At 69.0% G+C, this 25,692-nt stretch carries 25 protein-coding genes; 14 read left to right on the plus strand and 11 right to left on the minus strand.

What is annotated here, in order from left to right; genetic code table 11:
• The first annotated feature begins 47 nt into the window (after positions 1 to 47).
• Positions 48 to 1,205, plus strand: coding sequence for an OprO/OprP family phosphate-selective porin (locus tag Q8L83_RS18280; RefSeq protein ID WP_305289539.1), 1,158 nt, complete (start codon positions 48 to 50; stop codon positions 1,203 to 1,205).
• Between the two features lie 15 nt (positions 1,206 to 1,220).
• Here Q8L83_RS18280 and Q8L83_RS18285 read toward each other — a convergent pair whose 3' ends face one another.
• Entirely contained in the window at positions 1,221 to 1,643 is a 423-nt protein-coding gene (locus Q8L83_RS18285; RefSeq protein ID WP_305289541.1) for an EF-hand domain-containing protein, read from the minus strand.
• 38 nt (positions 1,644 to 1,681) lie between these two features.
• Positions 1,682 to 2,095, minus strand: coding sequence for a hypothetical protein (locus Q8L83_RS18290; protein WP_305289543.1), 414 nt, complete (start codon positions 2,093 to 2,095; stop codon positions 1,682 to 1,684).
• 168 nt (positions 2,096 to 2,263) lie between these two features.
• Between Q8L83_RS18290 and Q8L83_RS18295 the strand changes: the two genes are divergently transcribed.
• The 13 genes from Q8L83_RS18295 (at position 2,264) to Q8L83_RS18355 (ending at position 17,436) form a co-directional block, all read left to right on the plus strand.
• Complete coding sequence (locus Q8L83_RS18295) at positions 2,264 to 2,995, plus strand: response regulator (protein WP_305289545.1); 732 nt, start codon at positions 2,264 to 2,266, stop codon at positions 2,993 to 2,995.
• The gene (locus tag Q8L83_RS18300) at positions 2,992 to 4,317 is read left to right on the plus strand and encodes an ATP-binding protein (protein WP_305289547.1); all 1,326 of its coding nucleotides are present in this window, start codon (positions 2,992 to 2,994) and stop codon (positions 4,315 to 4,317) included. The genes Q8L83_RS18295 and Q8L83_RS18300 overlap by 4 nt, the downstream gene beginning before the upstream one ends.
• A gap of 46 nt (positions 4,318 to 4,363) precedes the next feature.
• Complete coding sequence (locus Q8L83_RS18305; protein WP_305289548.1) at positions 4,364 to 4,567, plus strand: hypothetical protein; 204 nt, start codon at positions 4,364 to 4,366, stop codon at positions 4,565 to 4,567.
• An 81-nt stretch (positions 4,568 to 4,648) separates the two neighbouring features.
• The gene (locus tag Q8L83_RS18310) at positions 4,649 to 5,572 is read left to right on the plus strand and encodes a response regulator (protein WP_305289550.1); all 924 of its coding nucleotides are present in this window, start codon (positions 4,649 to 4,651) and stop codon (positions 5,570 to 5,572) included.
• 60 nt (positions 5,573 to 5,632) lie between these two features.
• Positions 5,633 to 6,142 carry a GAF domain-containing protein gene (locus Q8L83_RS18315; RefSeq protein WP_305289552.1) on the plus strand — a complete coding sequence of 170 codons (510 nt, stop codon included), beginning with the start codon at positions 5,633 to 5,635 and terminating at the stop codon, positions 6,140 to 6,142.
• A gap of 123 nt (positions 6,143 to 6,265) precedes the next feature.
• Positions 6,266 to 7,339, plus strand: coding sequence for a GNAT family N-acetyltransferase (locus Q8L83_RS18320; RefSeq protein WP_305289554.1), 1,074 nt, complete (start codon positions 6,266 to 6,268; stop codon positions 7,337 to 7,339).
• An 8-nt stretch (positions 7,340 to 7,347) separates the two neighbouring features.
• Positions 7,348 to 8,274 (plus strand): glycosyltransferase family 2 protein, encoded by a 927-nt coding sequence (locus Q8L83_RS18325; RefSeq protein WP_305289556.1) that lies wholly within the window; start codon positions 7,348 to 7,350, stop codon positions 8,272 to 8,274.
• A 13-nt stretch (positions 8,275 to 8,287) separates the two neighbouring features.
• Complete coding sequence (locus Q8L83_RS18330; RefSeq protein ID WP_305289558.1) at positions 8,288 to 9,199, plus strand: hypothetical protein; 912 nt, start codon at positions 8,288 to 8,290, stop codon at positions 9,197 to 9,199.
• 91 nt (positions 9,200 to 9,290) lie between these two features.
• On the plus strand, positions 9,291 to 10,463 hold the full coding sequence (locus Q8L83_RS18335; protein ID WP_305289560.1) for an acetyl-CoA C-acetyltransferase: 1,173 nt from the start codon (positions 9,291 to 9,293) through the stop codon (positions 10,461 to 10,463).
• A 162-nt stretch (positions 10,464 to 10,625) separates the two neighbouring features.
• A complete protein-coding gene (locus tag Q8L83_RS18340) occupies positions 10,626 to 10,883 on the plus strand; it encodes a hypothetical protein (protein ID WP_305289562.1) in 258 nt (85 codons plus the stop codon).
• A gap of 101 nt (positions 10,884 to 10,984) precedes the next feature.
• On the plus strand, positions 10,985 to 13,015 hold the full coding sequence (locus Q8L83_RS18345; protein ID WP_305289564.1) for a TonB-dependent siderophore receptor: 2,031 nt from the start codon (positions 10,985 to 10,987) through the stop codon (positions 13,013 to 13,015).
• Between the two features lie 206 nt (positions 13,016 to 13,221).
• Complete coding sequence (locus Q8L83_RS18350) at positions 13,222 to 15,774, plus strand: TonB-dependent receptor (protein ID WP_305289566.1); 2,553 nt, start codon at positions 13,222 to 13,224, stop codon at positions 15,772 to 15,774.
• A gap of 177 nt (positions 15,775 to 15,951) precedes the next feature.
• On the plus strand, positions 15,952 to 17,436 hold the full coding sequence (locus Q8L83_RS18355; protein ID WP_305289568.1) for a globin-coupled sensor protein: 1,485 nt from the start codon (positions 15,952 to 15,954) through the stop codon (positions 17,434 to 17,436).
• Here Q8L83_RS18355 and Q8L83_RS18360 read toward each other — a convergent pair.
• From Q8L83_RS18360 to Q8L83_RS18400, 9 genes are all read right to left on the minus strand, one after another.
• A complete protein-coding gene (locus Q8L83_RS18360) occupies positions 17,418 to 18,740 on the minus strand; it encodes a sorbosone dehydrogenase family protein (protein ID WP_305289570.1) in 1,323 nt (440 codons plus the stop codon). The two genes, Q8L83_RS18355 and Q8L83_RS18360, sit on opposite strands and share 19 nt — an antisense overlap.
• Positions 18,741 to 18,800: 60 nt before the next feature.
• A complete protein-coding gene (ccoS, locus tag Q8L83_RS18365) occupies positions 18,801 to 18,956 on the minus strand; it encodes a cbb3-type cytochrome oxidase assembly protein CcoS (RefSeq protein ID WP_305289572.1) in 156 nt (51 codons plus the stop codon).
• Entirely contained in the window at positions 18,956 to 21,136 is a 2,181-nt protein-coding gene (locus Q8L83_RS18370) for a heavy metal translocating P-type ATPase (protein ID WP_305289574.1), read from the minus strand. Before Q8L83_RS18370 ends, ccoS begins: the two co-directional genes overlap by 1 nt.
• Entirely contained in the window at positions 21,127 to 21,612 is a 486-nt protein-coding gene (locus Q8L83_RS18375) for a FixH family protein (RefSeq protein ID WP_305289575.1), read from the minus strand. Before Q8L83_RS18375 ends, Q8L83_RS18370 begins: the two co-directional genes overlap by 10 nt.
• Positions 21,609 to 23,114, minus strand: coding sequence for a cytochrome c oxidase accessory protein CcoG (ccoG, locus tag Q8L83_RS18380; RefSeq protein WP_305289577.1), 1,506 nt, complete (start codon positions 23,112 to 23,114; stop codon positions 21,609 to 21,611). Before ccoG ends, Q8L83_RS18375 begins: the two co-directional genes overlap by 4 nt.
• A gap of 7 nt (positions 23,115 to 23,121) precedes the next feature.
• Positions 23,122 to 23,988: a cytochrome-c oxidase, cbb3-type subunit III gene (ccoP, locus tag Q8L83_RS18385; protein WP_305289579.1), complete on the minus strand. Its 867-nt coding sequence runs from the start codon at positions 23,986 to 23,988 to the stop codon at positions 23,122 to 23,124.
• Entirely contained in the window at positions 23,975 to 24,154 is a 180-nt protein-coding gene (locus tag Q8L83_RS18390) for a cbb3-type cytochrome c oxidase subunit 3 (protein WP_305289580.1), read from the minus strand. The genes ccoP and Q8L83_RS18390 overlap by 14 nt, the downstream gene beginning before the upstream one ends.
• The gene (ccoO, locus tag Q8L83_RS18395) at positions 24,151 to 24,888 is read right to left on the minus strand and encodes a cytochrome-c oxidase, cbb3-type subunit II (protein WP_305289582.1); all 738 of its coding nucleotides are present in this window, start codon (positions 24,886 to 24,888) and stop codon (positions 24,151 to 24,153) included. The genes Q8L83_RS18390 and ccoO overlap by 4 nt, the downstream gene beginning before the upstream one ends.
• A 9-nt stretch (positions 24,889 to 24,897) precedes the next feature.
• Positions 24,898 to 25,692 (minus strand): cbb3-type cytochrome c oxidase subunit I (locus Q8L83_RS18400; RefSeq protein WP_305289584.1); only part of this gene is annotated, 795 nt, incomplete at its 5' end.

The following is a 25,692-nucleotide window of genomic DNA, read 5'->3' on the forward strand; positions in this document are numbered from 1 at the left end:
AAGGCGCAGCCTGTGGCTTCGGCGCCATATCATCTGTATGGGGAATAATGCGCAGCACGATTCCATTGCTGGTCGGGACAGGCCTGGCCCTGGCCATGGCGCCTCTGCCGGCCGCCAGCGCGGCCGCTGAGTCCGACCAGGCTTCAGCGCTTGAGGGGCTGGCCCTGAGGGGGCGGGCGCAGTTCGACGCCCTGGTGGCTAATAATGACGAGGGCTCCACCATCACGGGCGGGGAGGTCCGCAGATTCTATCTCGGGGTCGAGGGAGACCTGTCCGACGAGGTCGCCTATGTGGTGGAAGCCGATTTCAGCGGCCCGGAGGTTTCGCTCCAGGACGTGACCCTGGCCTATCAGGCGACCCCTTCGCTCGAGCTTGTCGGCGGCCATTTCAAGCCGCCGGTCACTAACGAGGACCTGACCTCGGACACCCAGACCCTGTTCCTGGAGCGCTCGACCTTCGCCGGCGCCTTCGCGCCGGGGCGCCGCGTCGGCTTGGCCGCCAACTATGCGCGTGAGCGCTGGGGCCTTCAGGCTGGCGCGTTCGGCGAGGCTGACGGCCACGACCTGGACGGCGAGCGCGGCGAGTCCCGGCTGGTGGCCCTGCGCGCCTATGGGGATCTGCTGCCCGGCGAGGCGGCCCTCCATGTCGGCGCCTCGGCCTACGCCCTGGAGATGGACAACCACGATCCGACGGTCAGCCTGTCGCAGCGACCGGAAACCGGGCGCGCGCCGACCGCCGTGGACACTGGCGACTTCGTAGCCGACGCCGCCCGGTTCGTGGGTCTCGAGGCGGGCTATGGCCGGGGTCCGCTCACGATCCAGATCGAGGGGGGCGCGATCAACTTTGACGGCCCCACGACCAGCCCGCAGTTCGCCGGCTGGTCGGGCCAGGTGGCCTGGCGCTGGACCGGCGAGGCGCGGCCCTATGACATCGGCTCGGGCACGTTCGGGCGGGTGCGTCCCGACCGACCCTGGGGGCAGGGCGGTTTCGGCGCCGTGGAAACCGGCCTGAGGGTCAGCCGCCTCGATCTCGACGATGGCGCCATCACCGGCGGCGAGATGACCACCTATGGGGCGGTGATCAACTGGCTGCCCGTCACCCGCCTTCGCCTCTCGGCCAATCTGATCCAGGCGCGGATCGAAGACGCCGGCCCCGGCGTCACCGACGAAACCCTGCTGACCCTGCGCACCGCCATCGACTGGTAGGCCAGCGCGCCCGCTTCAGCGTCTGGCCGACCGCATCTGCTGCAGGCGCGCCTTGGCGCTCGCCATCTCGGCGGCGGTCAGAACCCCATCGTCGTTGGCGTCGGCCATGGCGAAGGCGACCGGCGGTGAGGCCAGCAGTTCCTCGCGGGTGAGCGCGCCGTCGCGATTGCGGTCGGCCGCCGAGATCATGCGCTCCAGGTCTTCGCCACGTTCCCCCCGCAGGGCGACCCGGGGAAAGTCCGTCTTGCCGATCACCCCGTCCCGGTCGCGGTCGAGGCGGTCGAACCGGGCCGCGCGACTGGCCTGATACTCCGCGAGGGTGATCTGGCCGTCACGATTGGTGTCCGCATCGGCGAAAGGGTCTTGGCCGCGCATCTGGGCGAGGGCGGGCGTGGCCAGTACGGCCAGGCCAAGGACCAGCAGGGATAGGCGCATCATGTGGTGTTGTCCTTTGAAGGTTGTTGAGTTGCTGGCGCCTATCGGGGCGGCCGCTGGAAGGTCCCGGTCGCTGTGGAGGTCTGGCCCTGCAGGCCGGTGCGGGCGCGGGCGTAGCTGATCGAGCCGTCGCCATTGTCCTGGAGGGTCGTGGACCGACCGGCCGAGGCGCCATTGTTGAAGCTGTGGCTGGCCCCGCCCTGATAGACGCCGTCCGACCAGCTGGCGTTACGGCTGTGGGCGGCGCCGTAGCCGGCATGGGTCTGGACGCTCTGCTGGACGCTGATCGCGCCGGGCTGGCGGCTGACCTGGCGCGCCTGGACATAGCCGGCGCCGAAGGGACCCTGGACCGTGCGGGTGCGTCCGTGCTGGCCGGCCTCCGCCGGGAGGGCGACGAGCAGGGTGGCCAGACCGCTCCAGGCGCCGATGGCGAGGATGGCGTTGCGGGTGAACATGATGGGCTCCTTTGGAGGGGGAGAACGAGCCTGTCGTCCTTGGCCCCATCAGAAGGCGCCTCCGAAACCGGGCTGTGACCAAGCCGTGGCCGCGTGTGACGAAGTGTAACCAGACCGCCTTGGGCCTAGGCGAAGGGGGCCGGCTGGGGCAGCTTGACGAGGCCCGCCATGCGCCCAGACAACACCTTCATCGCCGTCGTCGAGGACGACTCCGAGATCCGCGACCTGACCGTCGGCCTGCTGGCCCGCGAGGGGTACGAGGTCGGCGCCTGCCCCGATGTGCCCGCCTTTGATCGCCTGGCGTCCAGGCGGCGGATCGACCTTGTCCTTCTCGACCTCATGCTGCCCGGCGAGGATGGCCTGTCGCTCTGCCGCCGGCTGCGTGCGCAGGGCGCGACAGCCATTCTGATGGTCACGGCGCGGACCGACGACATCGACCGGGTCGTGGGGCTGGAGATCGGCGCCGACGACTATCTGGGCAAGCCCTTCAATCCCCGGGAGCTGGTCGCCCGCGTGCGGGCGATCCTTCGGCGAACCCGCGGCGCGCCGGCGCAAGGGCCCCAGGCGAGCGGCGCCCAGGTCTATCTCTTTGAGGGCTGGCGCCTGGATGCCGGACGTCGCGACCTGACGGCGCCCGACGGTCGCGACGTCGCCTTGAGCGGCGGTGAATTCGACCTGCTCATGTGCCTGCTCACCCACCCTCAAAGGGTGCTCAGCCGCGACCAGTTGCTGGACTGGACGCGGGGCCGCAACGCCGCGCCCTACGACCGCACCATCGATGTCCAGTTGAGCCGCCTGCGGCGCAAGCTCGGCGACCCCCCAGATGGCGGCCTCATCCGCACCATTCGGGGCGGCGGCTATATGCTGAGCGCGGCGGTGGAGCGCGAGGGCGCGCAATGATCCTCGCCGACAGCCTGTCCACGCGCATCACCCGTATCCTGTTGGCCGGCGCCGCAGCTGTCCTGGCGGTGGTGGCCCTGGCCCTGGCCTGGCCTGCGCCGGAAGGCGGCGTCGGCTTCTTCCGGTTGCCTCGGCCAGCGGAGTCCGCCGCCATCGTGGCCGCGGTCGAGGCGAGCGGCGACGAATCCCGGCCCGCCGTGATCGGCGGCCTGGACGCGGTCGGGGTCGGCGTTCGCCTGTCGCCCACCTTTCCAAGGCCGCTGGCCGGCGCCCGCCGGATGGGGCCTGAGGATGATCGGTATCAGAGCTATGCGGCGACCCTGGGCGGGCGGAGCTTCCAGCTTGAGGAGCGCCGACTGCTCCGCCGGGCCTCCGGCGGCCGACCAAGGGCGGTGGTGCGGCTCTCGGTGCGCCTCGCCGATGGCGAGGTGCTGGTGATCCAGCGCCGGCCGCCGGCTGCGGCGCGCGGCCGGATCGTCCGGGGGGCCATGGCGCTGAGCCTCATTGCGCTTTTGATGCTGGCGATGCTGGCCCTGGCGGTGCGTCAGACCACGAGGCCGGTGGCCCGTCTCGCCCAGGCCGCGCGGCAGTTCGGCGATGATCTGCAGGCCGCCGAGCTGCCCTTGCGCGGCCCGCGGGAATTGCGCGACCTCGCCGAGGCGTTCAACACCATGCAGGCCCGCATCCGCGCCCTGGTCGATGATCGGACCCGGGTGCTGGCGGCCATCGCCCATGACCTGCGGACCTATCTCACCCGACTGCGGCTGCGCGCCGAGTTCATCATCGATCCCGACCAGCAGGCCCGGGCGATCCGTGACCTGGACGAGATGAGCGCGCTCCTGGATGACACCCTGCTGTTCGCCGCGGGGCAGGGCGAGGCGAAGGCCCCGCTGAGCGACCTGCGCGCCGAGCTGGAGGGCCTGATCGCCCTGCGACAGGAAATGGGCCAGGCCGTGCGCCTCACCGAGGGGGCGACGGCCTTTGCGAGGGTATCGCCGCTGGCCCTGCGACGCATGGTGGGAAATCTGGTGGACAACGCTGTCCGATATGGCGGCGACACCGAGGTCGCCCTGGAGCGGGCAGGGGACCAGGCGGTCATCATCGTGGCCGATCGGGGGCCGGGCGTCGCGGCTGACGACCTGGCGCGGATCACGGAGCCCTTTGCGCGGCTGGAAACCTCGCGCAGCCGCGACACCGGCGGCGCGGGCCTCGGTCTGGCGATCGTGCGCGGTCTGGCCGAGGCCAGCGGCGGGCGATTGGAGATGAGCCATCGTCAGGGCGGAGGTCTTCAAGCAGAGCTAAGTCTGCCCTTGGCGGAATAGGGAACCCCTTGTTCTGCAAGCCCGTTGGTCATGAAAGGAGAACGCCATGATCAATCTGAGCTGGGAACTGCTCTATCCTGTCGGCGCCGCCCTGCTGGGTCTCGCCATCGCTTTCGGCCTTATTCGATACTACCGCCGGGACCGGTCCAACGACGCCATCACCGAGGCGGCCACGCGCGAAGAATACAAGCACCCGGAGCGCTATGATCGCACCGAGGACGAGTTCCGCGACCAGGCTCGACCCTCCTAGAGCCTGACGCGTTAACCTTGGCCATAAACCACATCTCAAGCCCTGACCGGCATGGTCTGGTCAGGACGGGGGTGGAAGAGTATGCGGCGCAAGCTACCCAGCGCGAGCCTGACGGCGGAAGACCTTGATGGTCTGAAGGCGCTTGTGGTCGATGATCATGCCAACACCGTCCGGCTGATGACCGATGTGCTACGCGCAGCCGGCGTTGGCGAGGTCTACGCCGCCAGCGATGGCCTGAGCGCGCGGCAGATACTGACCCGCCGCGATCCCGACCTGATCTTCACCGACTGGCGGATGCCGCTGATGGACGGCCTGGAGTTTACCCGCTCCATCCGCATGGCCGCGGTCGCGCCCGATCCCTATGTGCCAGACCCGGAAGTCCCGGTGATCATGGTGACAGGCCATCGAAGCGCCCGTGAGGTCGAGCTTGCCCGCCAGGCTGGGGTCAACGAGTTCGTGGTCAAGCCCTTCACGCCCGCGGCCCTGCTGTCGCGGATTCAACTGGTGCTGAGCCAGCCGCGCCCGTTCATCGTCAGCAACGCCTATGTCGGGCCTGACCGCCGTCGGAAGACCGAGCTGACCTATGCCGGCCCGCTGCGGCGCACCAGCGATCCCGACGAGGTTGTCGATATCGTCGAGCGGCAGGCGGCGCGCGATACGATCAGCGTCGAGCTGGAGGCCATGCGCCGGCTGATCGCCGCCCGGGGCGGCGTGGACCGCGCCACCCTGCAGATGACCTATCGTGTCATGCAGCACACCCGTTTCCGCGCCCGACAGGTGCGCGACAAGATGCTGGAGCGAGCCTCAGACGCCCTGCTCGCCTATGCCAGCGAGGTGGGCGGCATGGAGCACTGCGAGGCCGATGTGGTCGACGCGCATCTGACGGTGCTGGGACAGATTCTCGAGGCCGACGATCACGACGCCGTCGGCGCGGCCAAGCGCGTTCGCGGCCTCGAAGCCCTGATCCGCCGCAAACGGGCCGCACGTCAGGCCCTGGCCGCATAGGCTGGTTCGCCCTTCGCCTGGGCCTCGTCCGGCGTCTCCAGATGAGCTAGGACACCGGCCATGGCTGAAGCATTCAACGACCTTGTCCTGCCGACCGAAAAGTCGGCGCGTTACGCGGCCCTGATCGAGGAGGTCGCCGCGGTTCTCGACGGCGAGCCCAACCTAACCGCGCGGATGGCGACCGTGGCGTCGATGCTGGCCTCCAGCTTCGACCACTTCTTCTGGACCGGATTCTACGTGGTCGATCCCGACAAGGGCGACGAGCTGGTGGTCGGTCCCTATCAGGGCAGCCTGGGCTGCATGCGCATCGCCTTCGGCCGCGGCGTCTGCGGGACTGCGGCGGCGACCGGCCTGTCCCAGGTCGTCGATGACGTCCACGCCTTCCCCGGCCACATCGCCTGCGACGCCCGCTCGGCCAGCGAGATCGTGGTCCCGGTTTTCGACGCCAATGGCGCCTTGATCGCGGTCCTCGACATTGACTCCGACCAGCCCGCGGCCTTCGACTCAAATGATGACCTGTGGTTGAAAACCCTTGTTACACAGGTGTTTGCGGGCGGGCGACCGGCCTGAACCTTGCACGAGTTCGATCCACTGATCCCACGTCGGGACAGTGAGACGAAAGAGCTGCTCGTGGACGTTGAAACCCTTCATCCGGCGAAGCTTGAGCCCCGAGACCTTGTCGCGTGGCGGCACATGATCGCGGCGCAGCCAGCCTTCGCCTCGCCCCTGATGGGGCCGGAATTCGCTCAGGCCGTCGGCGCGGTCCGCCCGGACGCCCGGGTGGCGATCTGGCGGCGGGATGGCCAGGCGGTGGGTTTCCTGGCCCATCACCTGCGGCCGAGCGGCCTGGCGCGGCCCATCGGCGCGCCGCTGTCGGACTATCACGGCCTTATCGCCACCGAAGCTTTCGACGCCCGCGCCGCCATGGCTGCGGCCGGCCTGGGCGCCCTGCGGTTTCGCGGTCTGGTCGATCCCCTCGAAATGTTTGGCGAGGCGACGCAGGAAACGCATGAGGCCTATGTCATCGCGCTGGACGGCGGGGCCGACGCCTATCTCGAAGCCCTGCGCGCCCAGAGCCCCAAGCGGTTCAAGAATTATCGGCGGCTGGAGCACAAGATCGAGCGGGAGCTCGGCCCCCTGAGTGTGGCGGCGCCGGACCATGACCAGGCCGCCTTCGACCAGATCATCGCCTGGAAGCGCGAACAGCTGGTGAGGACCGGCATGCACGACTTCCTGGCGCCGGACTGGACCAGCCAGCTGATGCGCAACCTGTTTGCGGCCCGCGACGGCGACTTTCAGGGGCTGATGATCACCCTGCGGATCGATGGCCGGCTGGTGGCGGGCCATTTCGGCGTGCGCCAAGGGGCGGTCTATCACCCCTGGATCGCCTCCACCGATCCGGAGATGGGCGCCTATTCGATCGGCCAGCTCTTCCTGATCAAGGCCATCGCGGCCATGCCGGACCTGGGCCTGACCACCTATGATCTCGGCCCCGGGCATGATCACTACAAGTCGCCCTACGCCCTGCAGCGGCGCACGGTCGGTGAGGGGACGCTCACCGCCGCAGGGCCGTCGGGTTGGCGCGTCCGGCTGGGCGAGGGCGCCTGGCGCGTGGCGGGCGCTGGGGCCGGGCCGCTGGCCGGCCGTGTGCGGCGCCGTTTCGAAACCATCTCCGACGTAGAACTGACCCTCGGCGGCCGCGTGCGCGGCATGGCCGCCGCCGTCGCCAGCAAGGGGCGACGCAACGGGGCGGCGAGCGAAGGGTGAAGTCTGTCATGTCCGAACGGGTCAGCATCGTCATTCCAACCCAGCGACGTCTGGCCGGCCTGATGACCGCGGCCCGATCCGCCTTGGCTCAGCAGGGCGTCGATCCGGCGCGGCTGGAGCTGGTGGTTGTGGACAATGATGCGACGCCCTCGGCGCAAGCCAGCGTCCGGGCCCTGGCGGCCGAGGCGTCCTTTCCGGTCATCTATGTGCATGAGCCCGAGCCCGGCGTCGCCAACGCCCGCAATGCCGCCCTCGCCCAGGCGAGCGGCGACCTCATCGCCTTTCTGGATGACGACGAGGAGGCGCCGGCCGGCTGGCTGGCCGAACTCCTGGCGGTGCAGGCGCGCCTGGACGCCGACGTGGTCTTTGGTCCTGTGCGAGGCAGAGCGCCAGCCGATGTCGGCCGTCATCGCGACTATCTCGAGACCTTCTTCTCGCGCCTGGGACCGGCGGAAACAGGCGTGATCGAAGACTATTATGGCTGTGGCAACAGCCTGCTGCGCCGGGCCGCGCTGAACAATCCCAAGCAACCCTTCTCCGCGGTGCGCAACCATATCGGCGGCGAGGACGACCTGCTGTTTGGCCAGATGAAGGCCGATGGCGCGCGCTTCGCCTGGGCGGCCGAGGCCTTTGTCTGGGAGGATCCGGTCCCGTCGCGGTTGACGCTGGACTACACGATCCGCCGCGCCTTCGCCTATGGCCAGGGGCCGTCGGCCGCCTGCGCCGCCGCCGATCCCCCCAATAGGGCGGGCCTCGCCTTCTGGATGGCCCAGGGGTTGGTCCAGGCCAGCGTCTTTGGCCTGCTGGCGGGCCTCAAATGGCTCATCCGCGCCCCCGGCTTCGCCGCCACCCTCGACCGCGCGGCCCGCGGCCTGGGCAAGACCCTGTGGTGGGGTCCTTTCAAAATCGAATTCTACGGCCGAAGCGCCGTCTGACGGGAGAACCCCCATGATCATCCAGGACTGGACCGCGGAGAAGGCCAAGGCCTTCGGCCAGCAAACCCTGTCGTTCGCGCATAACCTGCATGAGCGGCCGCTATTTACCGACGCGGGGCTGGCGGAGGCGCTGGAGGCCTATCCGCGCAGTCGGCTCGGCGTGTTCACCATGGGCGAAGATCCCAAGGACTGGACCACCTGGCGAAAGGGCTCGGCCGACCATCTGTCGGGCGCGCAGTTGCTGGAAGCCGCCCTGGCGGGGCGCATATGGCTGAACCTCCGCGAGGCCAACCTCTATCTCAAGCCCTATGCCGACCTGGCCGACGAGGTGTTCGCCGAGAAGGAGGCCATGGCGCCGGGGCTGAAGACCTTTAAGCGCGATCTGGGCGTGTTGATCTCCTCGGCCAATGCTCAGGTCTTCTATCATCTGGACGTGCCCCTGGTGTCGCTCTGGCAGGTGCGGGGCACCAAGCGGGTCTGGGTCTATCCGCCCAAGGCGCCGTTCGTGGGCGAGGAAGCCCTGGAGCGCATCGTGCTGCGCGAAAGCGCTGAGCAGTTCGCCTTCGATCCGGCCTGGGACGCCGGCGCCGAGGAGATCGAGCTGACGCCCGGCCGCATGGCGACCTGGGCCCAGAACGCGCCGCATCGGATCGAGAACGGCCCGATGCTGAATGTCTCGCTCTCGATGGAGTTCATGACACCCAGGGCCCTGCTGCGCGCCAATGTGATCTACGCCAACGGCGTCCTGCGTCGCCGGGCAGGCATGGCGCCCAGGCTGGCGGATGGCGTCGGCCCGGCCAATCTGGGCAAGCTCGTCCTGGCCCGCGGCGCCAAGGCCCTGAAGCTGCAGACGCCGCACGAGCGCGTGCTGCCGACGACCTTCCGGCTGGACGCCGCGCGGCCGGGGGCGCTGCTTCCGGCTTGAGGTGAAAAGAGGCCAGTTGGCTTACCTCGCGGCGCCTGCCTAGAGTCCCTTAACGATGCGCCACAGGGCGCTGAAACAAGGGAGCGGAACAATGGGCGAAGCCTATATCGTCGCGGCCGCGCGGACGGCCGGTGGTCGCAAGAACGGCAAGCTGAAGGACTGGCATCCGGTCGATCTGGGCGCCGTCGTTCTCAACGAACTCGTCGATCGCACGGGCATGGACCCGGCTCGCGTCGAAGACGTGATCATGGGCTGCGTCATGCAGGTGGGCGAGCAGGCCATCAATGTGGCGCGCAACGCCGTCATGGCCTCCAAGCTGCCGGAAAGCGTGCCAGGCACCTCGATCGACCGCCAGTGCGGCTCTTCCCAGCAGGCCCTGCAGTTCGCCGCCCAGGCGGTGATGAGCGGCACCCAGGACGTGGTGATCGCCGCCGGCGTCGAGAGCATGACCCGGGTTCCCATGGGCTCCTCGGCCGCGCTGGCCGCCAAGGCCGGCATGGGCCAGTACAAGAGCCCGCGGATGGAGGAGCGCTATCCCAACATCCAGTTCTCCCAGTTCATGGGCGCCGAGATGATGGCCAAGAAGTACGGCCTCACCAAGGACCAGCTGGACGAATACGCCTATCACAGCCACCAGCGCGCCATCGCCGCCACCCAGGCCGGCGCCTTCAAGGACGAGATCGTCGCCCTGAAGGTCAAGGACGAGGCCGGCGCCGAGAGCGAGCATACGGTCGATGAGGGCATCCGCTTCGACGCCAGCCTCGACGGCATCCGCGGCGTGAAGCTGCTGGTCGAGGGCGGCGCGATCACGGCGGCCACCTCCAGCCAGATCTGCGACGGCGCCTCGGGCGTGATGATCGTCTCCGAACAGGCCCTGAAGGAGTTCGGCCTGACGCCGCTCGCCCGCATCCACCACCTGTCGGTGATGGGCCATGACCCGGTCATCATGCTGGAAGCCCCGCTGCCCGCCACCCAGCGGGCCCTGGAAAAGGCCGGCATGAAGATCGACGATATCGATCTCTTCGAGGTCAACGAGGCCTTCGCCTCGGTGCCCGTGGCCTGGCTGCAGGCGACCGGCGCCAATCCGGAAAACATGAACGTCAATGGCGGGGCCATCGCGCTTGGCCACCCCCTCGGCGCCTCGGGCACTAAGCTGATGACGACGCTGGTGCACGGCCTGAAGGCGCGGAACAAGCGCTATGGCCTGCAGACCATGTGCGAGGGCGGCGGCATGGCCAATGTGACCATCGTGGAGCGGCTCTAGCCGCCTCGAAATCTGGCGCGCGATCCTGTCTTTTCGCGGGGTCGCGCGCTGGACCTCGATGGTGCGCGGGCGAATCCAGCGGAACGTCGGCGAAGCCCACGCGTTCCCTAGGCGCTACCGGCAAATTTTTCGCCGGCCGCGGTAACCGGAGTTCCAACGCCCATGAAGCTTTCCCGAACGACCGTCGACGATGGATTGGTGATGTACGCCGGCGTGATCGAGAAGGTGGGCTACGAAATCCGCAGCGACGAGAAGATGAAAATCGGCAAGGGCGAGTTGATCGGTTCGCCTGAACTCATGCGCGACGCCTTCCGCCATGGCCGCCTGACCCTGAAGCTCGCTGAAGGCTCCGACATCCGAATCCTGATGGTCGCCCACACCGAGGGCGGCGAGCGCGCCTACTTCGAAATCGAGACCTAGCTATTGGCGGGCGTTCTCGACGCCTGAACCATCTGGCCCCGGTCCCGGATTCCGGCCAAGCTGTCAAAAAACAATAAGACAGCCCGGGGAGGGGCCAGGACGTGATCCTGACAATCGTGGCCGCGAGCGCGGTCGCCACAATGGCGCAGCCTGCGTCAGAGCTGACGCCTGCGCCGGCTCCGGCCGAACGGGCGGTGATCGCCTATCCGCCCAGCGCGTTCGCCGAGGCCGCCCCAGACACCGCCTATGACATGATCCTGCGCCTGCCGGGTTTCGCCTTCGACAAGGGCGCGACCGTGCGCGGCCTGGCGGGGTCCGGGGGCAATGTGCTGATCGACGGTCAGCCGCCGGTCTCCAAGAACGACGCCCTGGACGAATTGCTCAAGCGCATTCCGGCGGCGGCCGTGGCGCGCATCGAACTGATCCGCGGCGGCGCGCCAGGCATCGACATGCAGGGCCGCTCGGTGATCGCCAATGTGGTGCGCAACCGCACCGACGGGGTGCGCGGGGCGGTGATGACCTCGGCCCATTTCATCAATGACGGCCGGGTGCTGACCAGCCTGCGGGCCGAGAGCCAGGCCGAGTGGCGGGGGCGCAGGTTCGAAGCCTCCCTCGTCTATGGCAAGGGACCAGACGACCTGCTTGGTGACGGCCCGCGCACCCGTTTCGGACCGGGCGGGGAGGTGCTGATCGCATCCGTCGTGGACGCCGACGCCGGGGGCTTGCGCGCCTGGACCACGGGCGCCTTCGAGACGCCGCTGGCAGGCGGTCGTCTGCGGCTCAACGGCGCCTATATGCGCACCCCGGCCAGCGGCGAGATCACCGACCGGATCAGTCCGGCGGGGCGGGAGTACGAATACTACACCAGCGTGCGCCTGCAGCAGGAGCTGGGGGCGCGATACGCCCGGCCGATTGGGCCGCAGAGCTCGCTGGAGGCCGTCGCCTTCCAGCAGTGGAACGATGTCGAGACCCTGGCCGACTTCGAGGCCCCGGGGCTGCGCCGGGACTTCGACCTGGACAAGGCCGTCACCGAGACGGTCGGGCGCCTCACCCTGCGCCACACGATCAGCCCGGCCCTGAGCGCCGAGGCGGGCGCAGAGGGCGCGCTGAACCGGCTGGAGAGCCAGACGGCCTTCACCCTCAACGGCGCCGTCGTGCCTCTGCCGGCCGCCGATGTTGAGGTGGAGGAGACCCGCGGCGAGGCCTTCGCCACCCTGACCTGGCGGGCCAATCCGACGCTGAGCATCGAGGCTGGCCTGCGCCAGGAGGCCTCGTCCATCTCCTCGACCGGCGACGTGGTGCTGGAGAAGTCGCTCAGCTTCACCAAGCCGCGGCTGGCCCTGGCCTGGTCGCCCGGCGGCGGCCGGCAGGTGCGGTTCCGCCTCGAGCGCGAGGTCGGCCAGCTGAACTTCGACGACTTCGTCGCCGCCTCCTCGGCCGTCAGCACCGGCGCGGTCCTGGCCGGCAATCCCGATCTCAGCCCGCAACAGGCCTGGGTGGGCGAGGCGACCTTCGAGCAGCGCTTCGGCGGTGGGGCCGTCCTGGTGGCGACCCTGCGCCACGCCGAGCTGACCGACGTCATCGATCGGGCGCCGCTGTTCGCCGGCGGTGTGGCGGTGGCCGACGCCCCGGGCAATCTGGGGGACGGGACCAAGGACGAGGCGATCCTCAACCTGACCCTGCCGCTGGACCGCCTGGGTCTGCGCGGCGGGCAGCTGAAGGGGCAGGGGACCTGGCGCCGCTCGGAGGTGAACGACCCGGTCCTGGGCGGGACGCGGGAGATTTCCGGTCTGCGCCCCGTGGAGTGGGAGGCGCACTTCACCCACGACCTGCCGGGCCTGCAGGCCAACTGGGGGATCGACGCCACGGGCGGTTATCGCGAAAGCTATTACCGCCTGAGCGAGATCGAGACCCGCAAGGTCGGAATCTGGGTGGTCATCTTCGCCGAGTACAAGCCGCGCCGTGACCTCATCCTGCGCGTGGAGGCGCAGAACCTCGGCGCGCGGAATGTCCAGCGGATCCGCGAGGTCTATATCGGACCGCGGTCGGACGACCGGCTGGCCTATACCGATGTGCGCGATCTCGAATATGGCCGCGCCATCTTTGTGCGCCTGCGAAAGACCTTCGGCTAACACCGTTCTGGAGGCCGCCGGATCAGGCGGCTCGATGCGCCTCAGATTGCGGCGTCCGGGCCACAATTCGCCGCCTTGTGCGGTAGCTGGAACGCGGACCCGACAACCTTCATGGATTTGTCGTCGAACCGCGGCAGGGGGCGCTCCAGCGAGCGCGATCCTCCCATCGCGACTCTCGTGTTCGTTCAGGACCACAGGGGATCGACATGACCACTTCCACCGCGCGGCTGCTGGCCGCTGCGAGCCTGTTCGCCTTGGCCGCGGCCGGCGCCGCCCAGGCCCAGGACTCCACCCTCCTCGAAGAAATCGTCGTCACCGCCCAGAAGCGCGAGCAGCAGTCCCTGGACGTGCCGCTGGCCCTGACGGCGTTCGGGGCCGAGCGCCTGAACGCCCTGGGCGTCCAGGATTTCGCCGACCTGTCGGCCTATACGCCCGGCTTCGAGGTTCAGGACCAGTCGCCCAACAACCCCGGCTTCGTGATGCGCGGCATCACCTCGGACTCCACCGACGCCTCGGCCGAGGCCCGCGTCTCGGTGTTCCAGGATGGGGTGTCGATCTCCAAGGCCCAGGGCTCCTATGTGGAGCTGTTCGACCTGGAGCGGGTCGAGGTGGCCAAGGGGCCGCAGTCGACCCTGTTTGGCCGCGGCGCCCTGATCGGCGGCGTCAACATCATCCAGCGCAAGGCGCAGCCGGGCGTGTTCGACGGCTACATCACCGGCCAGGCCGGCGACTATGGCTACCGCATGGCTGAGGGCGCGGTGAACATCCCGATGACCGATGCGGCGGCGATCCGGTTCTCGGGCCGCATCCGTCAGCGGGACGGCTATGTGGAGAACGCGCTGGGCGGCGAAGACTTCCAGTCGGTGGACACCGTGGCCGGTCGTCTGGCCTTCAACCTGAACCCGTCTGACCGGGTGAACTTTGACTTCATCGTCAACTACCAGGAAGACAAGGCCGCGGGCACGGCCTTCAAGTCCGGCGGCTATTCCCCTACCGATCCGACCACCGGCCAGGTCCTGGCGTCCCGCGACCCGTGGGATGCGGCGGCCCTGGCCGCGCCGGCCAATTTCCAGGGCGGCATGGCCCTGGGCGTCGATCGCACCGTGTGGGGTGTGACGGGTCTTGCGACCATCGAGCTTACCGATGCGGTGACCCTGACCTCGACCAGCGCGGCCCGACGCTTTGAGTCCGAGGAGGTCTTTGACCCCGACGGCATCTCGCTGCCCATCCTGACCGGTCTCAACGACGCCATCGGTGAGCAGTTCAGCCAGGAGTTCCGCCTGAACTTCGACCAGGGCGGGCGGGTTCGCGGCTTTGTCGGCGCCGGCGTGTTCCGCGATGACGGCCGCCAGCGTCTGCCGCTGCAGTTCGACGAGCGCATGGGCCTTGCGGTCCTGACCGGCCAGCTGAACGGCGGCGCGGCGGGCACGGGCCTGCCGGCCACCACGCCGGCCCCGGCCGCCCTGTTCGGTCTCACCCCCTTCACCGGCGCCCTCATCCAGGGGCTGGTCGGTCAGCTGAGCGGCGGCAATGTGCTGCTGACCTCGGCCCAGGCCGCCGGCATCGCCGCCAACCTCCGGTCCAACCATGTGGAGGAGGCGACCAACACCAGCGAGCTGACCTCCTATGACGTGTTCGGCGACGTGACCTTCGACGTCACCGACCGGCTCGAGCTGTCGGCGGGCCTGCGCTACACCCGCGACGACAAGACCACGGGCTTCTCCTCCCGCGTGGTCGGCGGTCGCAGCGTGCTCGGCGGCGCCATCGGCGCGGCCCAGATCGCCGCGGCCGGCACGCCTCAGGCCGTCGGCCAGGCGCAAGCTATCCTCGGCGCGCTAGCCCTGCCGATCGTGCAGCAGCTCACGCCGGCCCAGCTGCCGCTGTTTGGCCTCACCTTCCAGCCCACCGCCGGCAATGGCGGGCTGAGCGAGCAGGATCTGGAGAGCGACGGCTTCACTTGGCGTCTGGTGGGCCGCTACGCCCTGAGCGACGACGCCAACCTCTACGCCTCCTACGCCCGCGGCCGTCGCCCCGAAGTGCTGTCTGCCGCCGGCCCCGCCGCGCCCGAGGGCGCCACGCGCTTCGCCCAGGTCGAGGCGGAAACCGTCGATTCCTACGAGGTCGGCGCCAAGGCCGAACTCGGCGGCCGGGTTCGTGTGGACGGCTCGGTCTACTACTACGACTACGACAACTTCCAGACAGTGGAGCAGCAGGGCACGCTGTTCGTCACCACCAACGCCGGCAAGGCCAAGGCCTATGGCTTTGAAGGCCAGGCAGAAGTTTCCGCTGCGGCGGGCCTGACCCTCTACGGAACCTACGCCTACAGCCACGCCCGGTTCGAAGGCGGCGCCTATGACGGCAACAGCTTCCGCCTGTCGCCCGACCATATGGCCAGCGTCGGAGCCAACTGGACGGTCGATCTCATGGGCGGCCAGTTCAGCCTGCGGCCGACCTATGTCTGGCAGTCGGAAGTCTTCTTCGACGACAACAACGATCTGCCGGCCTTCCAGCAGCCGCCGTCGGTGTTCGTGGCCGATAACCTGCAGGACGAGCGCCAGGGTTCCTACGGGACCCTGAACATCCGGGCCTCGTGGACGCCGGACTCCATGCCGCTGACCCTGGAGGCCTTCGTCAACAACGTCACCGACGAGACCTACATCATCGACGCCGGCAACACCGGCGACTCCCTGGGCCTGCCGACCTTCATCGCCGGCGCCCCGCGGATGTGGGGCCTGGGCCTGACCTACCGGTTCCAATAGGCCATATCGCCGGTCGCCGAACATTCGGCGACCGACGATATGCGACAATCTGCCGCCTCCGTATGAGCCGCAGTTCGGGCCGCATTTAAGGTCTCGTTAGCCTCGATCGCGCCATCCCTTGGACATGCCGACCACCTCGCCAGGATGCGCCGGCCTGGTCCATCTGGTGGAACGCCCATGAATAAATCTTCGCACATTCAAGAACGCCTCGACTTCATCGGTCTCGACAGCCGCGGGGTCGAGCGCCTGCGCGGTCTCCGCGGCTTTCTCGCCGAGGCCATCGGCCCGGCCCTCGACGTCTTCTACGCCAAGATCCGCAAGACCCCCGAGGTCCAGAGGTTCTTCACCAGCGACGCCCACATGTCCGGCGCCCAGAGCCGCCAGGCGGCCCACTGGGGCATCATCGCTGAAGGCCAGTTCGGGGACGACTACGCCAAGGGCGTCCGCACGATCGGCGAAACCCACGCCCGTCTGGGCCTGGAGCCGCAATGGTACATCGGCGGCTACGCCCTGGTGCTGGAGCAACTGATCCACGCCGCCATCGCCCGCCAATGGCCGACGCTCACCAAGCGGACCCGCCCACAGGAGGCCGCCGAAACCGTGTCGGTTCTCGTGAAGGCGACCCTGGTCGACATGGATCTGGCCATCTCGATCTATCTCGAGGCTCTCGAGACCGAGCGAAAGAAGTCCGAAGACGCCCGCCAACTGGCCGAGCAGCAGCAGGCTGCGGCCATGGCCGCTCTGACGGCCGCGCTGCGGAATCTGGCGCAAGGCGACCTTGCCAGCCGCCTGGAGGACAACCTGTCGCCGCAGTTCGATGGGCTGAAGGCCGACTTCAACCAGGCCGTGGGCAAGCTGGCCGAGGCCATGCGCATGGTGGCGGAATCCTCTGGCGGCATCCGGGTGGGCGCCGATGAGATCACCTCGGCGTCGGATGACCTGTCGCGCCGCACCGAGCAGCAGGCGGCCAGCCTGGAGGAGACCGCCGCGGCGCTGCACGAACTGACCGAAAGCGTCGGCAAGGCCGCCAGCGGCGCCCGCGAGGCCTCGAGCATGGTCAGCTCGGCCAAGGCCGAAGCCGTCCATTCGGGCGAGGTCGTGGACCGGGCCGTGTCGGCCATGGGCGAGATCGACTCCTCATCCAAACAGATCGGCCAGATCATCGGCGTGATCGACGAAATCGCCTTCCAGACCAACCTGCTGGCCCTGAACGCCGGTGTCGAAGCCGCCCGGGCCGGCGAGGCGGGCCGTGGCTTCGCCGTGGTGGCGTCCGAGGTCCGGGCCCTGGCCCAGCGATCTTCGGATGCGGCTAAGCAGATCCGCAACCTGATCACCCAGAGCGCGACCCAGGTGGAATCCGGCGTCGGCCTCGTCGCCGAAACGGGTGAAGCCTTGCGCCGCATAGTCGAGCGGGTGGTTGAGATCGACCACAGCGTCGCCCAGATCGCGGCCTCGGCCGAGGAGCAGTCCCGCGCCCTGGCGGAGGTGAACTCTGCGGTGAACCAGATGGACCACGTCACCCAACAGAACGCCGCCATGGTCGAGGAGGCCACGGCCGCCGCCCACTCCCTGCGCCGGGAGACCGATCAGTTGAACGGCCTGGTGGGCCGGTTCGCCCTCGAACGGGCGCCGACCTCGAGCGGCTATCGATCGGCGGCCTGAGGCGCTGCGGCGGCTGGCGCCACGCGCCAGACCGCGCCGCCCGCATCGTCGGTGACCAGCAGGGCGCCGCGACCATCGACCGCCACGTCCACCGGTCGGCCCATGGCCTGATCGCGGTCATTGAGGAAGCCGGTCAGGAAGACCTGGGGCTCGCCCGCAGGCATGCCGCCGGCGAAGGGTACGAACACCACGCGATAGCCGCTGAGCGGCTTGCGGTTCCACGAGCCGTGCTGGCCGACGAACACCCCGCCCCGATAGGCCGGGGGGAAGGCCTCGGCCGTGTAGAAGGTCAGGCCCAGGGATGCGGTGTGGGGCCCCAGCGCATAGTCCGGGGTGATGGCGCGGTCCACCAGATCTGGCCGTTGAGGCTCGACGCGCTCATCGACGACGCCGCCGAAATAGGAATAGGGCCAGCCATAGAAGCCGCCCTCGCGCACCCGGGTCATGTAGTCGGGGACCAGATCGTCGCCCAGCATGTCGCGCTCATTGACCGCGGTCCATAGGGCGCCGGTGGTGGGCTCATAGGCCATGCCATTGGGATTGCGCAGGCCCGACGCATAGAGCTTCACCGTGCCGGCGGCGGGATCGACCACCAGGATCGCCGCCCGGTTCTCTTCGGCGGCCATGCCGTTCTCGGCGATGTTGGAGTTGGAGCCCGAGGTCACGAACAGCCGCTGGCCGTCGGGGGCGGCGACGACGTTCTTGACCCAGTGGTGGTTGATGGGACCGGCCGGCAGATCCACGACCTTGCGGGGAACGCCCTCCATGCGGAGCTGGCCGTCGCGGTAGGGCGTGGCCACCAAGGCGTCGGTGTTGGCGATGTAGAGGGTGTCTCCCACCAGGGCCATGCCCTGGGGCCGGTTGAGCCCGGAGGCAAAGACCTCGCGCATTTCTGCCAGGCCGTCGCCATCGGCGTCGCGCAGCAGCATGATTCGGTTGGGGCTGGGCTTGAGCGCGCCGGCATAGGCCTGCACCCGCTGGGCGATGCGATCCATCAGCCCTTCCGGCGGTTTGGGTTCGGAGCTGGCTTCGGAGACCAGCACGTCGCCATTGGGCAGCACCAGCAACCAGCGCGGATGGGAAAGGTCGCCGGCGAAGCGGGTCACGACAAACCCATCGGGGGCCACCGGCGCGGCCCCAGCCGGCCAGCCGACGGCCTTGGCCGGATTGACCCTGGGCAGCAGGCTTGCCTCGGGCGCGGGAATACTGGGATCGGCGCCGAAGCCGACAAAGGGCTCCTCCGAACCCGCCGAGCAGCCGGCCAGGGCGAGCACGCTGGCGACGGCGATCAGGGTCTGACGCATGTTCGAACCTCGTTATCCAAGAGCCGCGACCATGGCGGGGTCAGGCGCCGAGGTCCAGGCTCAGCTGATCAGGTCGTCGGAATCCTCGATCAGGATGCGGGCGGCGTCACCGGCGGGGTCCTCGTACTGTCCGCTGCGCAACGTCCACCAGAAGGCGCCGAGCCCCGACAGGCCGATCAGGACCGATATCGGGGCGAGGATCAGGATGACGCCCATCAGCGACGCCCCTCGCCATGCATGCGCAGGGCGTTCAGCGTGACGATCAGGGACGAGCCCGACATGGCCAGGGCCGCCACCAGGGGGTTGACCAAGCCCAGCATGGCCATGGGCGCGGCGGCGACATTGTAGAGGGCCGAGAAGCCGAAATTCTCCAGGGCGCGGTGCCGCGCGGCACTCGCCACATGGATCGCCTCCGGAACGGCGCCAAGGCCGGCGCCGGAAAACACCAGATCGGCGGCGTTCTGGCTGGCGTCCAGGGCCGTGCCTGGCGCCATGGCGGCGTGGGCGCGGGCCAGGGCGGCGGTGTCGTTGAGCCCGTCGCCGACCATCAGCACCTTGCGGCCCTGGGCTGCGAGCTCGTCGATGGCCGCAGCCTTCTGCTCGGGCGTCAGGCCGGCGCGCCAATCGCCGACGCCCAGGGTGGCGGCCGCTCGCGCCACAGGCCCGGCCAGATCGCCGGAGAGGATTTCCACGGTCAGGCCCTGGCGGCGCAAGGCGGCGATGGTTTCGGCGGCGTCCGGGCGCAGCTGGTCGGAAAAGGCGAAGCGTATCCTGGTGTCGCCATCGAAGGCGAACCAGAGCTCGGTCTCGGAGCCGGCGCGGCCTTCGAGGCCGACGAAACCCGCCCGGCCCAGGCGGGCCCGGCGGCCTGCGATCACCCCTTCGACGCCCTGGCCGGCGGTCTCGACGACATCGACGGCCCGTACGCCGGGGCCGGCCTCGGCGGCCAGCGCCCGGGCCAGCGGGTGGGCCGAGGCCCGCGCCAGGGGCGCAGCCATGGCGATGGCGGCGGCGGGGGCGTCGATCAGGCGGGGCCGGCCTTCGGTCAGCACGCCGGTCTTGTCGAACACCACGTGATCGACCTCGGCGAGCCGCTCCAGGGCCGCGCCAGACTTGACCAGAATCCCTTTGCGGAAAAGCCGTGAGGAGGCGGTGATCTGCACCGCGGGCACCGCGAGGCCGAGCGCGCAGGGGCAGGTGATGATCAGCAGGGCTGCGGCCCGCAACAGGGCTTCCCGCGGCCCCAGCCCCAGGGCGAGACCGCCGGCGAAGGTCAAGGCGGCGAGGCTGTGGATCACCGGCACATAGACGGCCGCGGCCCGGTCGGCCAGGCGGACATAGAGCGACTTGGTCTGGGCGCCGGCCTCCACCAGGCGAGCGATGGCGGCGACGGCGGAGTCCTCCGAGCGCGCGATGGCCAGCAGCCGCAGCGGCCCCGACAGGTTGACCGCGCCGGCCCGGCAGGTATCGCCGGGCCGCACGGGGACGGACGCCGTCTCGCCGGTCAACAGGGCGTTGTCGAGCTCGGAGACCCCGTCCTCCACGAAGCCGTCCACGGGTATGCGCTCGCCGGGGCGCACCAGAACCCGCTCGCCCACCGCCACCTCGCTCAGGGGCTTGATCCGCTCCACCCCATCGGTCCCCAGCACCGATGCGGCCGGGGCCTGCAGGGCCAGGAGATCGGCTGCGGCGCTGCGGGCGCGGGCGCGCAGGCGGTGGTCGAGCCAACGGCCGATCAGCAGCAGGAAGAGCAGGGAGACCGCGGCGTCGAAATAGGCGTCCCGACCGCGCAGGAGGGTTTCGACGAAGCTGATGAACAGGGTCAGGATCACGCCGATGGAGATCGGCACGTCCATATTGGCCCGGCCGGCCTTCAAGGATCGCCAGGCGGACTCAAAGAAGGGCAGGCCGGCATAGATGGCGCAGGGCGTGGCGACGATGGCCGAGAGCCACAGCATCATGGTGCGGGTCGCCGGCCCCAGCTCCTGGCCAAACAGCCCGGCCCAGACTGGCACCGAGAACATCATGGCGTTGCCGGCGCCGAAGCCGGCCACCGCCATGGCCAGGATAAGCCGGCGGCTCTCCTTGTCATGGGCCGCCACTGCCTGGGCCGGATCATAGGGCGTGGCGGGATAGCCCAGACCTTCGAGGGTGGCGATGACGCGGCCCGCATCGCCCTCGCTGGTGGCGAACCGGACGCTCAGTCGGCCTTCGGTCAGGTTCAGGCGGGCGGCGGCCACGTCGGGCAGGTCGCCGACGGTCTTCTCGATCTTCGACATGCAGGCCGCGCAGCGGGCGCCCTTGACCAGCAGGTCGAGCCGGGAGGGACCGCCCTCGGCGCGCTTCAGGAAGGCCGACAGGTCCGGGGCGCGGCCGGGGTTCAAGGTCAAGGCCATGTCAGTCTCCGTTCGGCCTGGAAGTCGCGGCCCGCAGGCCCCTGGGCCTGGATCGTCAGGTCCCAGGCGCCCATGACGCTGTCCAACGACGCCCTGTAGAGGCCAGGCGCTTGTTCGCTGAGGCGCAGGTCGCGGGCGCCAGTCTCGGTGGCCGGCCTCTGCAGGCGGCCTTGGACCCTCAGACCCTCGACCGGGCGGCCCTCGGCGTCGGCGATCTCGACCACCACCGCACCGGCCTCGGCCCGGGCGGCGGCGCGCCAGCCCAGTTCGGCCTGCCGGGCCTGCTGGGCCAGCTGGCGGTTGAAGGCCAAGCCATCCTCATAGGGGGTGATCGAAACCTCGCCGGGAAAGGTGCGCAGGGCTGCGGTGAGAAAGACGGCGTTGACGGCGATGATCACGGCGAAGAAGGCGCACAAGGCGACCAGCACGTGCCAGCCGCGGATGCGGAAGCCGTCAGGAGAGGGGATGTCGCTCATCGGGTGTTCGCCGCTCCGGAGAGGAAGGTGGTCTCGATGCTCTGGTCCGCATCACCGGCCCGCACGACGAAGGCGGCGGGCATGTTGGCGTGGAGAAGGCCGTCCGCCGGCGCCGTGACCAGGACCCGCACGGCGCGGATCTGATTGGGCTCGACGGTGACGCTCAGGGCGCCAGAGGTGGCGTCCATGCCGGGCGTCTTCAGGCTGGCGCCGGCCACGCCCTCGAAGGCGATGTGGGCCTGCATGGGCTGGAAGGTGCGGTTGGCGATCTTGAGCGTGTAGCCGTTGCGGATGTCGCCATCCTGCATGCGCACGAAGGTCGGGTTGCGATCGCGCAGGACGTGGACGTCCATGGGGCTGCGCGTCATCAGGCCCCAGACCATCAGGCCCGAGACGAAGGCGAGGGCTGCGGCATAGTAGAGGGTGCGCGGCCGCACCAGGCGATAGACGGCCTTGTCCCCCTTGGACCGGGCGGCGACGGCGGCGTCGGTGTCATAGGCGATCAGGCCTTTGGGCCGTTCGACCTTGAGCATGATCTCGTCGCAGGCGTCGATGCACAGGCCGCAATTGATGCACTCCAGCTGCGGGCCGTTGCGGATATCGATCCCCATGGGGCAGGCCACGACGCAGGCGTTGCAGTCGATGCAGTCGCCGCGTCCGGCCCATGTGGCGCCCTTCTTGTGCGGGCCGCGCGGCTCCCCGCGGTCGAAGCGGTAGGTGACCTGCAGGGAATGCTCATCGAGCATGGCGCCCTGGATGCGCGGCCAGGGGCACATATAGGTGCAGACCTGCTCGCGCATGGAGCCGGCCAGCACATAGGTCATGAAGGTCATGATCGCGCAGGAGACATAGGCGGTCATCGGCGCCTGTCCGATCCAGAAGGTGCGGATCAGGGTCGGCGCGTCGTGGAAGTAGAAGATCCAGGCGCCGCCCGTGCCAAAGGCGATCCCCAGCCAGACGGCGTGCTTGCCGCCCTTGCGCCAAGCCTTGTCGAAGGACCAGGGGGCGGCGTCGAGCTTCATGCGGGCGTTGCGGTCGCCCTCGAACAAGCGCTCGATGTGGATGTAGAGGTCGGTCCAGACGGTCTGGGGGCAGGCATAGCCGCACCACAGCCTGCCGAACAGCGCGCTGGCCAGGAAGAGGGCGAGGGCCGCCATCACCAGCAGGCCGGTGATGAAATAGACCTCCTGCGGCCAGAGCTGGATGAAGAAGAAGTAGAACCGCCGTCCCGCGAAATCCACCAGCACCGCCTGGTCCGGCAGGTCGCCGGGGCGATCCCACCTGATCCAGGGGGTGACGTAGTAGATGGTGAGCGTCACGATCAGCAGCGCCCACTTCAGCCGCCGCCACGCGCCGTGCACCAGCTTGGGATAGATGGGCGTGCGACGCTTGTAGAGACCGCCGTCAGAGCCGCCCTTTTCCCGCGCCCGGGCCGCCGCCGAGCGGGGCGGTTTGGAGTCCGGGTGTTCTGGGGGCTTGGTGCGGTCGATGACGACGGTCATGGCGCGCTCACTGACCGCCGGCGTTGGCGTGGACGTAGACGGCCAGGGCCTTCAGCGTCTCGTCGTCGAAGCGGCCGGCCCAGGACGGCATGACGCCGTTGCGCCCTGACCAGATCTGGGTGCGGATCTCCTCGCGCGAGGCGCCATAGAGCCATTCGCCGTCCGTCAGGTTCGGCGCGCCCTGGGCCTGATCGCCCGTCCCCGCCGCCCCATGGCAGGAGACGCATTGGGCGGCATAGATCGGCGCGGCCCGTTCGACGGCGGCCTTGTCGGCCTCGCGGCCCGACAGGCTGACCACCAGTTCGGTCAGGTCGTTGATCTGCGGCCCGGTCAGCATCTGGTCGCGGCCAAAGGCGGGCATCTGCGAGAACCGCGCCCCCTGGGCGCCGGACCGCACGCCCACCTGCAGGGTGTGGTGGATGTCGGCCAGGCTCCCGCCCCACAGCCAGATGTCGTCCACCAGGTTGGGATAGCCCTTAGCGCCGCCGCCGCCGGCGCCGTGGCAGGTGGCGCAATTGTCGCCGAACACCGACTGACCGACGGCCATGGCGTATTCCTGGAGGGCGGGATCGGACTCGATCTCTTCCAGGGTGGCGTGGGTCAGCCGGGCGGCGCCTTCGCCGCGCAGGTCACGCAGGGCCTGAAGCTCCTGGGCGACATTGGCGCGGTCGGACTGGCCCATCAGGCCCTTGGTGTAGCCGTTGATCCCCGGCCAGGCCGGCAGCAGCACCCAGTAGACGATCGCCACGACGATGCTGGCCCAGAACACATAGAGCCACCAGCGGGGCAGGGGGTTGTCGAGCTCCTTGATGCCATCCCATTCGTGGCCGGTGGTCTCGACGCCAGTGACCTCGTCGGCCTCACGCTTGGACATGGTCGTCCTCATCCTTTTCGAGGGGCAGGTTGGCGGCCCGGCGGAAGGTCTCGCCGTTGCGCGGCCAGAGGGCGTAGACGACGCCCGCGGCGAAGATGGCGGCGAAGTAGAGGGTCCCGCCCTGCTGGGCGAAGCGGGCCACCGTCTCGTAGGTCAGCGCGCTCATCGCAGGCTCTCCTCGGCTTCGTAGGTGGAGAAGTCGACCAGCGTGCCGAGCATCTGGAGATAGGCGATCAGGGCGTCCATCTCGGTCAGCCGGGCCGGGTCGCCGTCGAAGTCACGCTGCAGGACGGCCTCGCCATAGCGGCCGCGGAAGTCCCGGGACGAGGCGAAGGGATCGGCCTGGGTGCGCAGATCGGCCTGGGCGGCGTCGATCATCCCCTGGGTGTAGGGCACGCCGACCTTGGTCATGGCCGCGAGCTTGGCCTCGACGTCCTTCTGCTCCAGCTCCTTCTGCGCCAGGAAGGCGTAGGGCGGCATGACCGATTCCGGGACCACCGAGCGCGGGTCGATCAGGTGGTCGCTGTGCCAGGCGTCGGAGTACTTGCCGCCAACCCGCGCGAGGTCCGGCCCGGTGCGCTTGGACCCCCACTGGAAGGGGTGGTCGTACATGCTCTCGGCCGCCAGGCTGTAGTGGCCGTAGCGCTCCACCTCGTCGCGCAGGGGCCGCACCATCTGCGAGTGGCAGGTGTAGCAGCCCTCGCGGATATAGATGTCGCGGCCGGCCAGCTCGAGGGGCGTGTAGGGGCGAACGCCCTCCACCTCCTCGATGGTGCTCTCCAGGTAGAAGAGCGGGGCGATCTCCACCAGGCCGCCCACCGACACCACCAGCAGGATGGCCACGGTGAGGAGAATGGAGCGGCGCTCGAGGACGCCGTGCTTGTTCCAGACAGACTTCATCAGAGCCCCCTATTCGGCCGGGATCAGCGCAGGGGCGGTGACCGCAGGCTGCGAGGCGGGGCTCGGCAGACGGATCGTACGCCACAGGTTGTAGGACATGATCAGGGCGCCGGAGAGGTACATGAGGCCCCCCACGGTGCGGATGATGTTCTCGACGTGCTTGGCCGCCACGGTCTCAACGAAGGCGTTGGCGAGGAAGCCCTGCGACGTGTATTCGCGCCACATCAGGCCTTCCATGATGCCCGACACCCACATGGCGCAGATGTAGAGAAGGATGCCGGTGGTCGCGATCCAGAAGTGCCACTCGACCAACTGGTTCGAATACAGGCGCTCCTTCTTCCACAGCCACGGAACCATGCAGTAGACGGCGCCGAAGCTGATGAAGCCGACCCAGCCGAGCGCGCCCGAATGCACGTGGCCGATGGTCCAGTCGGTGTAGTGGGACAGGGCGTTGACCGCCCGGATCGACATCAGCGGACCTTCGAAGGTCGACATGCCGTAGAAGGCGATGGCCACCACCATCATCCGGATCACCGGATCGGTGCGCAGCTTGTCCCAGGCGCCCGAGAGCGTCATCAGGCCGTTGATCATGCCACCCCAGGACGGCATCCACAGCATGATCGAGAAGGTCATGCCGAGGGTCTGGGCCCACTGGGGCAGGGCCGTGTAGTGCAGGTGGTGGGGACCCGCCCAGATGTAGATGAAGATCAGCGACCAGAAGTGGACGATCGAGAGGCGGTAGGAATAGACCGGCCGCTCGGCCCGCTTAGGCACGAAATAGTACATCATCCCCAGGAAGCCGGC

The sequence above is a fragment of the Phenylobacterium sp. genome (genome assembly GCF_030680185.1).
Classification (GTDB): domain Bacteria; phylum Pseudomonadota; class Alphaproteobacteria; order Caulobacterales; family Caulobacteraceae; genus Phenylobacterium.